The sequence below is a fragment of the Paenibacillus sp. FSL H3-0457 genome (genome assembly GCF_037981725.1).
In the GTDB taxonomy this organism is placed as follows: Bacteria; Bacillota; Bacilli; order Paenibacillales; family Paenibacillaceae; genus Paenibacillus; species Paenibacillus amylolyticus.
In genome coordinates this window covers 3962862-3975539 of sequence record NZ_CP150283.1, presented here as the reverse complement: position 1 = coordinate 3975539, position 12678 = coordinate 3962862, and the positions used below count along the sequence as shown (strand labels likewise).

13 protein-coding genes and 1 riboswitch are annotated in these 12678 nt (G+C 44.9%); of the genes, 9 read left to right on the top strand and 4 right to left on the bottom strand.

Going from position 1 to position 12678, the window contains the following annotated elements:
* Positions 1-121: 121 nt before the first annotated feature.
* Both MHH25_RS17570 and MHH25_RS17565 read right to left on the bottom strand, forming a co-directional pair.
* A complete protein-coding gene (locus MHH25_RS17570) occupies positions 122-1888 on the bottom strand; it encodes an alpha-glycosidase (protein ID WP_340017669.1) in 1767 nt (588 codons plus the stop codon).
* A gap of 310 nt (positions 1889-2198) precedes the next feature.
* The gene (locus MHH25_RS17565) at positions 2199-3374 is read right to left on the bottom strand and encodes a M20 family metallopeptidase (RefSeq protein WP_076317630.1); all 1176 of its coding nucleotides are present in this window, start codon (positions 3372-3374) and stop codon (positions 2199-2201) included.
* Between the two features lie 183 nt (positions 3375-3557).
* Here MHH25_RS17565 and MHH25_RS17560 point away from each other — a divergent pair, with 183 nt between their 5' ends.
* From MHH25_RS17560 to MHH25_RS17550, 3 genes are all read left to right on the top strand, one after another.
* Positions 3558-5021, top strand: coding sequence for an ABC transporter substrate-binding protein/permease (locus MHH25_RS17560; protein WP_083669604.1), 1464 nt, complete (start codon positions 3558-3560; stop codon positions 5019-5021).
* Entirely contained in the window at positions 5008-5730 is a 723-nt protein-coding gene (locus MHH25_RS17555; RefSeq protein ID WP_036613682.1) for an amino acid ABC transporter ATP-binding protein, read from the top strand. The genes MHH25_RS17560 and MHH25_RS17555 overlap by 14 nt, the downstream gene beginning before the upstream one ends.
* A 218-nt stretch (positions 5731-5948) precedes the next feature.
* Positions 5949-6144: riboswitch (cyclic di-AMP (ydaO/yuaA leader) on the top strand.
* Positions 6145-6146: 2 nt separating this feature from the next.
* Positions 6147-6821 (top strand): 3D domain-containing protein, encoded by a 675-nt coding sequence (locus MHH25_RS17550; RefSeq protein WP_076317631.1) that lies wholly within the window; start codon positions 6147-6149, stop codon positions 6819-6821.
* 107 nt (positions 6822-6928) lie between these two features.
* Here MHH25_RS17550 and MHH25_RS17545 read toward each other — a convergent pair whose 3' ends face one another.
* Entirely contained in the window at positions 6929-7720 is a 792-nt protein-coding gene (locus MHH25_RS17545) for a polysaccharide deacetylase family protein (RefSeq protein WP_076317632.1), read from the bottom strand.
* Between the two features lie 153 nt (positions 7721-7873).
* Here MHH25_RS17545 and MHH25_RS17540 point away from each other — a divergent pair, with 153 nt between their 5' ends.
* The 5 genes from MHH25_RS17540 (at position 7874) to MHH25_RS17520 (ending at position 10777) form a co-directional block, all read left to right on the top strand.
* Entirely contained in the window at positions 7874-8215 is a 342-nt protein-coding gene (locus MHH25_RS17540; RefSeq protein WP_051447323.1) for a hypothetical protein, read from the top strand.
* A 111-nt stretch (positions 8216-8326) separates the two neighbouring features.
* Positions 8327-8998: a PspA/IM30 family protein gene (locus MHH25_RS17535; RefSeq protein ID WP_076210133.1), complete on the top strand. Its 672-nt coding sequence runs from the start codon at positions 8327-8329 to the stop codon at positions 8996-8998.
* A 95-nt stretch (positions 8999-9093) separates the two neighbouring features.
* Complete coding sequence (locus MHH25_RS17530; protein ID WP_036613690.1) at positions 9094-9495, top strand: DUF350 domain-containing protein; 402 nt, start codon at positions 9094-9096, stop codon at positions 9493-9495.
* Between the two features lie 23 nt (positions 9496-9518).
* Positions 9519-10025, top strand: coding sequence for a DUF4178 domain-containing protein (locus tag MHH25_RS17525; protein ID WP_076317633.1), 507 nt, complete (start codon positions 9519-9521; stop codon positions 10023-10025).
* 11 nt (positions 10026-10036) lie between these two features.
* The gene (locus tag MHH25_RS17520) at positions 10037-10777 is read left to right on the top strand and encodes a DUF4247 domain-containing protein (protein WP_076317634.1); all 741 of its coding nucleotides are present in this window, start codon (positions 10037-10039) and stop codon (positions 10775-10777) included.
* 114 nt (positions 10778-10891) lie between these two features.
* Here MHH25_RS17520 and MHH25_RS17515 read toward each other — a convergent pair whose 3' ends face one another.
* On the bottom strand, positions 10892-11182 hold the full coding sequence (locus tag MHH25_RS17515) for an HNH endonuclease (protein ID WP_101313674.1): 291 nt from the start codon (positions 11180-11182) through the stop codon (positions 10892-10894).
* 200 nt (positions 11183-11382) lie between these two features.
* Between MHH25_RS17515 and glp the strand changes: the two genes are divergently transcribed.
* Positions 11383-12672, top strand: coding sequence for a gephyrin-like molybdotransferase Glp (gene glp / locus MHH25_RS17510; protein WP_076250628.1), 1290 nt, complete (start codon positions 11383-11385; stop codon positions 12670-12672).
* Positions 12673-12678: the final 6 nt, after the last annotated feature.

Sequence of the window (12678 nt, the reverse complement as noted above, 5' to 3'; positions counted from 1 at the left end):
ATTTTTGCTGTGGCTTTTTTAATCAAATAAACAAAACACTTCCAAAGTTCAGAATGAAGTATCATCTGAGACGGTGGAAGTGTTTTTCTTTTCTTTTATATGACTGTTCAGAATTTAAACCTCAGCAGTGTTGGATGGTTGTCGGATCAAGCTGTCTATACAAAATGCGGTACCCATAGGGGTCAAGCTTAATATTCATCATTCCATCGGTTGGAAACACAGGCTCTTCAGTTAATGCGTCTTTCCAGTCTTTTGTTTCCATAGGATGAGAGAGCGTTCGATCTTGAGGTGTATTGTTCATCCACACGGTAAAGTGAAGGTTGTCATCCACACGCTCGTAGACGATACAGGGATCATTGTGATCAGCCTTGAGGAATCGGAAGCGTCCTTTGCGCAGGGCTTCATTGCTTTTGCGTAAATCAATCATCAGACGATAGAAATCATACAATTCTCTGTCTTGCTTGGCCGGGTCCCATTCCATACATTTTCGACAATCCGGGTCAGCATCACCACTAATCCCAACTTCGTCGCCGTAGAAGATACAAGGTGTACCGATATAGGTGAAAAGAAATACAACCGACAACTTTAAACGGCGTTTGTCTTCTCCTAACCGGGTGAGCAGTCGTGGGGTATCGTGGCTGCACAGCATATTAAAGATCACTTCGTTGGTTTGTTGCGGATAGCGCATAATCAGTGAACCCATCTCGTTGGCAAAGTTATAACCATCCATTGAACCACAGAAGAACTGAAGCACTTTGTCGGCAAATGGATAATTCATGACGGAATCGAATTGATCTCCCATAAGCCAGGTCAAGGAGTCGCTCCATACTTCACCAACAATATAGGCTTCAGGGTTCGCTGCCTTAACGACCTTGCGAAAATCACGCCAGAAGTGGTTGTCCACCTCATTTGCTACATCCAGACGCCACCCATCCAGCTTAATTTCCTTGATCCAGTACTCAGCTACATCAAGTAGATATGCCTTAACCTCAGGGTTGGCTGTATTGAACTTGGGCATGTTGCCATAGAACCCAAATGTATCGTAGGTTGGTATACCATCCTTGATCTGAACCGGATATTCATTGATGTGGAACCAATCGGCATACTTAGAGTTTTTTCCATTCTGGAGAACGTCTTGAAAAGGAGGGAAGTCTTCGCTGCAATGGTTAAACACCGCGTCAAGCATGACACGTATACCCAGGCGATGACATTCTTCTGTCAATTGTTTAAGCAAGGCATTATCACCGAAATGGGGGTCGACTTTTTTATAATCAATCGTGTCGTATTTGTGGTAGGAATTGGCCTGGAATAACGGGGTAAAGTAAATGGCGTTCACGCCAAGTTCAGTTAAGTCATACAGATGATCCAGCACACCTTGCAGATCTCCACCAAAATAATTGTCCAACTCAGGTTTGCCACCCCAGTCATGCGTTTCTTTTGGATTCAGCTTAGGATCTCCATTAGCAAACCGTTCCGTCATGATCTGATAAAAGACGGCTTCTTTGGCCCACTCGGGCACCTTAAACACATCAATTTCATGTATATACGAGAACTCATAATATCCTCCAGTTGGATAGGGGGTCTCATAATGAATTCCGTTATCCGCAAGAAAAACATCTTCTGAACCGGCAGTTATCCGAAATATATAAGTGAGACGTTTGAATTGTGGCTTGACGGCAGCCTCCCAATAATCAAACATGTTATCAGAAGCAGCCTTCTCCAATTGAATTTCCTTGTATGTTCCGTTCCAATCGTACTTATCTCCGGTCAGTGCAGTCACGTAGTGCACATCATTACGTTTGGTTCGTACGCGCAGATGTATGGTAGACGAATTATAAGCATAAGCCCATTTGTCACGAGGAACATGATACATGGCTTCGAGCAGCATGACAGCACCTCCTGAATATAGGATGAGTTATAGAGGTTGTTCAAAAGACCGCTTCATCCCATCTTCTCGGTACTGAAAACCGGTCTTTTGAACACGCACTTATAGTTATAATTAACCAAGTTAGCCAGCAAACGAATCACATTTACTGTAATAAAATGTATTATTTTCATCGTTTTCAAAGGTTTCTTTCACAGCATTTCCAGCTTTGTGCTGAATATACTTACAGCTAATTTAGAAAAAAGGGTGCCCTGAACAACTTGGAATTCAAGATTGTTCAGGGCACCCCTATATAACATGTTGAAAGTAAATTTTAGCGAATAGCTTGCTCGAACTCCGTGCGGATGGTTTGAAGCAGCTCTGGCTGGCTCAGTACGTCATAGGCTGTTGTTGCAAGTGCCTTGGCTCCCAGAATCATGCCATCCAGCGCACGCTCCTGAAGTGCAAGGTCACGGAAGGCTATGGAGTGCAGTGTATGCACCTCGTCTACAACACGAATGTAGGGATGAATTGCAGGACATTTCAGGGAAACGTTACCGATGTCCATAGAGCCGTGATCATTACCACTCACAATCTCTTCTTGCGGGATCCCAAGTTCCATCAGATTTTGACTAAACGCAGCTGAGAATGCTTCATTGGTAACCATCTCGTCATAGGACGTTTCATAGTTGGATGTCACCAGCTTGCATCCTGTCTGGAGAGCAGAACCTTCAGCGATCTGAATCACACGTTCTGTGAGGATATTCAGTTCTTTACGAGTTGCTGCCCGTACATAAAATTGCGCAGAAGCATAGTCAGGAATGATATTGGCTGCCTGACCTCCGTTGTTGATCACACCATGAATCCGAACGGTGCTTTTCACTTGTTGCCGGAATGCATTGATTCCGTTGAACGTTTGAATGACGGCATCAAGAGCATTAATGCCTTCGTGCGGACTTGCAGCAGCATGTGAAGATCGGCCATGGAATTCAAATTGCACAGCATCAATAGCCAGCGAGCTGCCTGACTTTTCGTAGGCATAATATGGATGCGCCATGAGAGCGACGTCACAGTCATCGAACAAACCTGCTTCAGCCATCGGAACTTTGGCACCACGTGTCTCTTCAGCGGGGGTACCAAACACTTTAATGGTTCCACCTACTTCATCCAGAATAGATTTTAGCCCAACAGCGGCCCCAAGACTCATCATACAGATCAGATGGTGACCACAAGCGTGACCGATCTCCGGCAAGGCGTCATATTCGCACAATAAAGCAATGGTAGGGCCGGGTTTGGCGGCTGAATAGGTTCCGATAAAGGCTGTCTCCAGACTTAGGATTGGAGCCTCTACAGTGAAACCGTGGAAGAGCAGTTCTTCTTTCAAACGGGCAGAAGCGAGATACTCTTCATTTCCCAGTTCGGGGTTGGCACCGATATATGATGAAATGGCTTTAAAACGGGAAGCATATTGATCAATAACCGTCAGAATTTGTGATTTGTTAGCTGTCATTAGTAAACTCCTTATGCAAAAATGAAAATAATTCATTGATTATATCATGTTTGCTTCATTTTTTCAGAAACAAGTCAAGATTTGTAATGTCAAAATGCATTGCATAATCATGCATTGTACTTTATAATGACTCAGTCATCAACATGAGAAGCATACAAAGTATTGTAAGGGGAGAGAAAAAGGTTGAAATTAATAAGTCGTTACACCATGATGCTGTTGACCTTTGTTATTCTGCTGACGACTGCCGTTCCTGTGGCACTTGCAAGTGGAACTACAGATAATTCAAGCAGTAAAAAGCTGGTGCTCGGTACAAGTGCCGATTTTGCACCATATGAATTCCATAAAGTGATTAATGGCAAAGATGAAATCGTTGGCTTCGATATTGAGATCGCCAAAGAGATTGCCAAAGATCTTGGCGCTGAGCTTGTGATTGAGGATATGGGCTTCGACGGTCTTCTGCCTTCATTGCAGAGCGGGCGTGTTGATCTGGTGGTTTCAGGTATGACGCCGACGGATGAACGGAAGAAAAGTATCGATTTTTCCGACACTTATTATAAATCAAAACAAGTGATTATGGTTCGCAATGTGGATAAAGACAAATATCCAAACATGGCAGAACTTGAAAATGCGAAGATTGGCGTGCAGAAAGGCTCCATTCAGGAAACGATCGGACAGAGTATTCCAGGAGCGAAGCTTACTGCGCTGGATAAAATCTCGGATATCGTGCTTCAACTGCAAACAAAACGCATTGACGCGGCAATCGTTGAAGATACCGTTGCTGCAGGTTATCTGGACGATATCATTGGGCTTGCTGCTGCTGTTCCAGACGAAGAGCAAGCAGAAGCGGCAATCGGGATTCGTAAAGGTAATACCGAGCTGCTAGCTGCAGTAAATGGAACACTGGAGCGACTGAAAAGTGAAGATAAAATCAATCAGATGGTGACGGACGCCAGCCTCTTGATGGCGGATAAAGCGAACAAATCACAAAATATTTTCCAAGTATTCTGGGAGTACAAAAGTTTCTATGCTACAGGTGTAGGATACACACTTCTGTTGTCTGCACTTGGGGTTATCTTCGGGGTAATTATTGGATTGATCATCTGTTTGTTCCGTTTGCATGACGCTGCAATCTTGCGCTGGATCGGTACGGCTTACGTTGAAGTGATCCGTGGCACACCGATGTTGGTACAGTTGATGATTATTTACTATGGTTTTTCCCTGAGCTTTGGCATTAACTTCACTGCACTTCAGGCAGGTATCATTACACTTTCAATCAATAGTGGTGCCTATCTGGCGGAGATTTTCCGTGCAGGTATCCAAGGTGTGGATCGTGGTCAGTTGGAGGCAGCGCGTTCATTAGGTATGGGAAGAGGCGCCGCGATGCGTTATATCATATTGCCACAAGCCTTCAAAGCTGTATTACCAGCGATCGGTAATGAATTCATAACTATCATCAAAGAATCCTCCATTATCTCAGTTATCGGTATGGTGGATATTATGTATCAGGCAAGTGTAGTCAAGAACATTACGTACCAAGGCTTGAGTCCATTTTTGATTGCAGCAGCCATCTACTTTGTAATGACGTTCATTTTGTCCAAGCTGCTGGGACGACTGGAAAGGAAGTTGAGTGCAAGTGATAGACGTTAGACAATTACACAAATCTTATGGAAATAACGATGTGCTTAAGGGCATTAACGTGACGATTGGCAAAGGTGAGGTTGTCGTGGTCATCGGTCCTTCCGGTTCAGGTAAAAGTACTTTCTTGCGTTGTCTGAATCTGCTGGAACAGCCTACCTCAGGAGAGATTGATTTTGAAGGCGTGTCAATCACGGACCCCAAGCATAACATTAACGCAACTCGTGAGAAAATGGGCATGGTGTTCCAGCACTTCAACCTGTTCCCACACAAAACGGTAGAGCAAAACATTACGATTGCTCCAATTAAAGTGAAGAAACAATCCACTCAGGAAGCGGAGAAAATCGCCGCTGATCTGCTTAACACCGTGGGCTTGTACGATAAAAAAGATACATTCCCGAATCAGCTGTCTGGTGGACAGAAGCAGCGGATCGCCATTGCTAGAGCATTGGCCATGCAGCCGCATGTGATGCTGTTTGACGAGCCTACGTCGGCACTGGACCCCGAAATGGTCGGTGAAGTGTTGGATGTCATGAAACGTCTTGCAGAAGGCGGGATGACAATGGTCATCGTAACCCATGAGATGGGTTTTGCACGTGAAGTGGGAGACCGAATCCTGTTCATGGATGGCGGGGTTATTGTGGAAGAGGGAACACCTGATGAGGTGTTTGGAGCTCCAAAAAATTCACGTACACGTGATTTTCTTGCCAAAGTACTCTAAACGATGTGATTAAATAGCGTTACTGACTTCGAGTCGGTAACGCTATTTTTTATGGATAATAATCGCGTAAGCATTCGGAAAAGTAACTATTCTGTTACCAAATATAAAGGAATCGGGTCAACAAAATTTTCTGAATTAACCAGTATTCTTACAAATGCTTACATGCTAAAAACCATTTGGTAAGAATTACTACAAGTTCAGGTTACAAAATTGTGATATATTGAACTCTGCCGAAACTTCCGGACAGGGAGTGCGGGGGATGTAACGATGCAGATTGTGCAGGGGGAAGATCTACAGCACACTGCTTGGGGTGAATTAGGGGTACATAACGTTTCAAATGTAACGAAGAACCTATAGGGTGGCTCCTCATCCGAATCCGACAACTAACTTCGCAGGCATAATGAGGGAGGAAGACCATGATTAACAAGAAACGTATAGCCAAAACAGCAGTAGCATTAATGACAACAGCAATGCTCATTCAAGCCGTTCCGGCTCACGCCGATTCAGTTCATGTGGCCAAAGAAGGGGATACCTTCTACACCTTATCAAAACAATATGGAGTAGCACTCAACACGTTGGTTAAAGCAAACAACGACATTTCGGCTTACAACATTTATGGTGGTTTGAAAATTACGATTCCCGGTAAGGCAAACAATGTTGCAGCCGCTGCGGCAACGGAGAGCAAGACCCCAGCCAAAACGGTTACCACAGCAAGTTTGGACGTTAACGCAGATAACAAAGTGGTTCAAGCCTGGGGTAAGACATTCGATTACAGCAAAGCTGTGAACGTAAAAGCAACGGCATACTCTGCAGATCCGTCTGAAAATGGAGGATGGGGTGCAGTCGATTATTTCGGAAATGACCTTGAACTGGGCACAATTGCAGTTGATCCAAGTGTAATTCCACTCGGAACCAAAGTACTGGTAACTGGTCACAGCCATCCAGGATTGCCAAAACAAGCTTTTGTAGCCACAGCACGTGATGTGGGCGGTGCAATCAAGGGTCACCGGATTGATATCTTCATCCCGGGTAGCAAACAGTCCGTAAGCACATTTGGATTTCAGGATATCGAGCTGTACATTCTGAAGTAGAGAGAAAATAACATTTAAAATGAATTCAAACAGGGTGTCTGCCAGTCGCTAATTCGCGATTGAACAGCACCCTTTTAATATTCTCATTATTTGTTATCACGGTCATCCTAATCTTTGGCCTTTGGCAATCCCAGCATTTCGTCCAAGGTGACCAGTTCATATCCCCGATTACGTAGTTCCTCAATAATTTCAGGCAAAGCCTTAATCGTGCCGTTCAGGTTTGACCCTACACCGCCTCCAGCATGTTGCAGAACGATGGAGCCAGGTTTCACGGCAGACAGGATGTTATCTTTCACCTGTTCCTTTGAAAGGCCTTTCCAGTCCAGGGAGTCTACGTTCCAGTTCACAATGCTATAGTGTTGTTTGGCAGCCCATCTCAGCTGTTCTTCATTAATGTCTCCATAAGGTGGCCGAATCATCTTGGGCGTATAACCCGCCAAACGTTGAATAATATCCCCGGTATGTAAAATTTGTTTGCGAAAGGCATTCATCGACAGCTTACTGAATTCAGGATGATTGTAGCTGTGATTACCAACCATATGCCCTTCCTTAACAATGCGTTTCACCAGATCCGGATGTTTCTCAGCACGACTACCCACGATGAAGAATGTAGCTCTGACATTGTACTTCTTCAATACATCCAGTACTTGTGGAGTAAACCGTGGATCAGGTACATCATCAAAAGTCAGTGCAACCTTCTTGGTTGAAGGACCATTGGTTTTAAACGTATCGGCATATTTTTGACGTAATTGTCCCAATGTCAGTTGTTCTTCTTCCGCAGAATCCAAACCTGATACGGATTCACTTGGCGGGCTTGAAACATCCCGCGATGAAACTGGAGCATGATATCCTCCGAGAAAAATAACGATAACCATTAGCATAATGAGGCGTACGCGCATAATAACGGCCTCCTTTTCCAAAATGACGTTCTCCTTGGTATGCCCGGGGGCTCCATAAAATATGCGCAGTGTGAGAAGTTTCATTGCCGATTTAGCTCATGACAGCCATAATTCCTCCATATATAACATATAGAAAAGGATAGGTGGATGGGTATGAGTACATATGATTTGAAATCCATACGTTTACAGGTGATTGAAGCAGGAGAAGATAAGGTTTTTCTCGTTACCGGAGGAAAGGCGCATATTGGCGCCGTAGCCACGTTCTACGTGGATCATGAGCGCGTAAGCGGGACGACAGTACATATTCCTGGGCATAAAGAACAAGAGCTGTGTGAGCGGCTTGCCCGAAAGGCTGCCTTGCAGCTGAAAGTAACCGTTACGGTGATCATGGGTATCCATTTTGATTCCATCACGCGGATGCAGATCGACGAAATCGTGCAGACTGCAGAGAGGTTGATGGAGGATCATCTGAACAAAGATAAACGATCTTCCTGACATAAGAACCATTCAATGTTTTGATTTTATTTGCTAAAATTGAAACGAGTTGTAGATTGTTACGTATGTATGTTTATATACGATGTAATATCGACTAGGAGGAATAACATAATGTCCATTTTCAAACGTTTGCGTGATCTAACCATGTCTAACATCAACGCCATTATTGACAAGGCGGAAGATCCAATCAAGATGACGGACCAATATATCCGTGACATGCAAGAGGATCTGGAAGATGCGGAGAAAGCAGTAGCTCAACAGATCGCCATTGAGAAGAAATTCAAGCAGTTATTCGAAGAGCAGGAAGCTCTTGTGAAGAAACGTGAAGAGCAGGCGCATACGGCGGCACGTGCTCAGAATCTGGATCTGGCTCGACGTGCCCTGGAAGAGAAAAAGGCTGCTGAAGAGAAGATGGCTGAGTACAAAACCAGCTATGACCAAAACAAGGCTTCTGCAGATAACCTGCGTGGCAAGCTTGACGAAATGCGTAAGCAGTTGACTCAAATGAAGAACAAACGTGAAACACTGGTAGCCCGTTACAATGCAGCAAAAGCCCAAACGGAAATCAACAAAGCGTTGAATGGGTTTGGCTCTGATACTGCAAGTGCTGGTATGAAGCGTATGGAAGAGAAAATGATGCAGATGGAAGCACAGGCTGAAGCAAGTAACGAAATGTCTTCCAAAGGAAAATCTTTGGATGAAGAGTTCGAGAAGTTGGGTAAAGATCAGGCTGTTGAAGACGAACTCGCAGCATTGATGAAACAGTACGATAATAAGAACTAATACCTTGGTTGTCAGCAAGGTTAACCAGCGGAGGAGAAGAGTATTTCTCCTTCGCTTTTAAATGCGGTTCATGTTGATAAGTGGGGGCTGTGTAAATGGATTTGAACATTTTGGCGATGCTGGTCTGGACCGGATCTGGTTCGGTTTTGCTGTTTGTCCTGATGTATGTTGATTCACTGTTCACGAAATATAAGGATTTTGCTGAAGTTAAGGCTGGCAATATGGCCGTTACTACACGTATGGTTATGAAATTATTTGCACAAGGGTATGTACTCGCTACGTCCATTTCTACGGCCGGTCACCTGGGAGAAGCACTGCTGGTCTCCGTTGTATCCTTTATCATTTTGTTGATTCTGGAGAGTGTTGTACACTTTATGATTCGCAAATGGGCCAATCTGGATCTGGATACGGGAATTCAGCAAGGGAAGACAGGATACGGTTTGTTCTCTGGCGCTTTACATATCGTGGGCGCACTGATTATTGCAGCTTGTTTATAAGATAAGGAACAGGAGTAATTCTCATGAGTGTATGGAAACGAATTAAAGGAATACTAACGAAACCTGAACCACCGCAGGCAGAGAAAACGATGCTTCAGCTTGCACCTGGTGATATCTGTGAGGTTTCTCTGGTCACTTATGAAGTTGTTGGTCGGGTACAAAATCGCGCTCGAAATGCAGTTGTGCTCACGCTGCAGGATGGTACCGCATTTCGATATTTGCATATCGAAGAACGGGAACTCACACGTTACGCCCTATATACACCAATTGATGGCAGGCTTGATGCGCCTGATGAGGTGCCTACATTGCTGGACCTGGATGGACGCGCATATCATCTGGAGGAAGAGTATGGAGGCATGGTATCAACGGCAGGTAGAACTCCATATGGCCAGGCTGGAGAACAATTGGTATGGCAGTATCAGTCGGATGATAATATGCTTCTTCGCGTGGAGTGGCAAGACAGAAGATTTACACTGTATGAGGGTGAGTCCATTCTTCCTGCGGATATCAAAGTGATTCGTTCGAGCTAGGAGAGGTTCCAATGAAAAAACGCTTGGCACATGGATTAAAATTAATGCTGGTCCTCAGCCTTGTCATGTCTCTGTTGTCCGCGTGCGGAGCAGCACCTTCTGTTCAGGACACATATCCGCTTGAATCGGTTAGTGGCAGTGGTAACTCAACGTCCTATGTGTACCGGGCCTCGGACCGTACCGTTCCGGAAGTGGCTCAGGAATTGTCTGACCAAAGGCAACCGGATCAGATCTCGGCAGAGAACACAGAGCGTATGTTTCTCGTGTATCAGGACGAGTATTATCACCTGCAACAAGACCCGAACAAACCGGAGGATACTTTGGTTGAGGTGGACTCCAAGGAATATGTTCGTCAGAACTACGATTCATCTTTTTTACAAGGTTACCTCACCGCTACATTAATTGGTAATCTGTTCGATTCTTTTGGCGGGCGAGGTTATGGCAACTATCGAGGATATACCAATAAAGATACGTATAAACCGAGTGCAGGATCTTATCGTGCACCAACAAGTAATGACAAGAAGCTTGCTCCACCTATTACTGTTGATCGGAAAGGTACGATTACAAGGCGCGGAAGCGATAAAGATTCAAGCGTGGGATCTGGCGGAGGATTATTCAACCGTAACAAGGATCAGAGCAAGGGAACCATTGATCGCAACAAGAGTAGTGGTGGGTTGTTTGATTCACCTAAGAAATCCTACAAAAAACCAAAAACCAGAGTGGGCGGCGGCCGAATTAAGAGGCGAAGATAATGATTTAATTATAAGCTTGGCTGCCCAACATATAGTTCAATCCAAAAAGAACAGGAAAAGGTATGACGGATTTATCTCTATCCGCGCATTTACCTTGGAGCTGTTCTTTTTGGTTTACAATTTGCGAACATGATTGGATTTACGTACACGGGGAATCGTTGTAGCAGGCTGTTTGCGAATCCAGCGGATAAATGGAATCATTCGTTCATCCTGTCTCAAGGATTGCAGATCAGTGAGACCAAGGGTTACAATGTCGCGATTGGTGTATAGCGAATGAATCTGTTTGTGACAGGGGATACACAGGTTGGCCGTTGGCAGAAATGTTCCGCCCATTTCTTTCGGTGTCAGATGATGAACGGTCGTATTCACAGGTTCTCTTCCGCATAATTCACATCGATTACTCATGATCATCGCCTCCCTTTGTCACTTATATTATGGGCAGACAAGATGCCTTTCATGTTGAACATAGGTCAAGGAATGTTACACCTGTAAGAAATAAGATTTTGTCACAGCATTCAATAAGTGATGTACTTGTTATCTTACAGTATTCGGGCTACACTTTCTTAAAAGATGATAGTCTTTAGGAGGTAAGAATACTTTTGAAAATGAACTCACATTCACATGATATGACAACTGCCAAATTCAATCGTACAGCTGTACAGGTACCGGATGCCCAGGCCAAAATAGCTGCAAGAGTTACTGTAGGCTCCATAGAGAAAGTTCACCTTGAATCTGCTCATGGCCGCACACTTGCAGAGACGATTCAGGCCCCCCATCCGTATCCATTCTTCAGGAGATCGGGTATGGATGGATTCGCGATTATCAGTACAGATACCATAGATGCATCGAGTGATCATCAAGTTTGGTTTCGAGTCATTGATGAAATTCCTTGCGGCTACACCTCGGATCACACCATTGTTTCAGGTACGACGGCTCGCATCATGACGGGTGCACAGGTTCCGGAAGGTGCGGATGCGGTAGTTATGATGGAGATGACCGAGAGCAAGGTAGAGAATGGAGAACAGTGGATTGCATTGAAACGGCACATATTGTCGGGTGCTAATATCACCCCAATCGGACTGGAAGTCCAAGAGGGACAGCAACTGCTCGAAGCAGGAACGATCATCAGGGCAGGAGAGCAGTCCGTGTTAGCTACTTTTGGCATAGCAGAAGTTCCTGTATTTCAACGTCCAAAGGTGGCGATATTCGCAACCGGCACGGAATTGCTTGATGTAGATGAGCCATTACAACCAGGTCGGATTCGGAACAGCAACAGTTACATGCTGCGCTCTCTGGTTGTTGAAGCAGGTGGAGAGCCTGTGATGTACGGTTCTATTGCAGACGATGTGAATACGGCAAGGGCCAAACTGGAAGAAGCCATTCAAGATAATGATATCGTGGTGACCACAGGCGGTGTATCCGTCGGGGATTATGATATTATGGGCGAACTTGTGCTGGAAGAACATGTGGAGATGTTGTTTAACAAAGTGACGATGCGACCAGGCAGTGTGACCACAGCTGCTATATATAAAGATAAATTGCTTTTTGCACTTTCGGGTAACCCGGGGGCCTGTTTTGTAGGTTTTGGTTTGTTTGTTCGTCCAACCATACGTTCCATGCAGGCGGATGCTCATCCTTATATGGAAGAATGGACTGCGATCTTGGAAGAAGAGTACACCAAAGTTAATAATTTCACACGGTTCGTCCGTGGACGCACGGAGATCCGCAACGGCATGGTGTACGCAATACCGGCTGCCGCCCGTGTAGATGAATCCAGCGTGATGATCACCATTAAGGACAGTGATTGCCTGATTGTTGTTCCACCTGAGAAAAAAGGCATTCCTGCGGGTGAGCAGGTACGTATTCTCAAACTGCCCTCAGGTCATGTGAGGTAGTGGTGG

Excerpts from the sequence above, each read along its gene's own strand:
- MHH25_RS17570 (WP_340017669.1), bottom strand. The coding sequence starts at position 1,888 with ATGCTGCTCGAAGCCATGTATCATGTTCCTCGTGACAAATGGGCTTAT.
- MHH25_RS17565 (WP_076317630.1), bottom strand. The coding sequence starts at position 3,374 with ATGACAGCTAACAAATCACAAATTCTGACGGTTATTGATCAATATGCT.
- MHH25_RS17550 (WP_076317631.1), top strand. The coding sequence starts at position 6,147 with ATGATTAACAAGAAACGTATAGCCAAAACAGCAGTAGCATTAATGACA.
- MHH25_RS17545 (WP_076317632.1), bottom strand. The coding sequence starts at position 7,720 with ATGCGCGTACGCCTCATTATGCTAATGGTTATCGTTATTTTTCTCGGA.
- MHH25_RS17540 (WP_051447323.1), top strand. The coding sequence starts at position 7,874 with ATGAGTACATATGATTTGAAATCCATACGTTTACAGGTGATTGAAGCA.
- MHH25_RS17535 (WP_076210133.1), top strand. The coding sequence starts at position 8,327 with ATGTCCATTTTCAAACGTTTGCGTGATCTAACCATGTCTAACATCAAC.
- MHH25_RS17530 (WP_036613690.1), top strand. The coding sequence starts at position 9,094 with ATGGATTTGAACATTTTGGCGATGCTGGTCTGGACCGGATCTGGTTCG.
- MHH25_RS17525 (WP_076317633.1), top strand. The coding sequence starts at position 9,519 with ATGAGTGTATGGAAACGAATTAAAGGAATACTAACGAAACCTGAACCA.
- MHH25_RS17520 (WP_076317634.1), top strand. The coding sequence starts at position 10,037 with ATGAAAAAACGCTTGGCACATGGATTAAAATTAATGCTGGTCCTCAGC.
- MHH25_RS17515 (WP_101313674.1), bottom strand. The coding sequence starts at position 11,182 with ATGAGTAATCGATGTGAATTATGCGGAAGAGAACCTGTGAATACGACC.
- glp (WP_076250628.1), top strand. The coding sequence starts at position 11,383 with ATGAACTCACATTCACATGATATGACAACTGCCAAATTCAATCGTACA.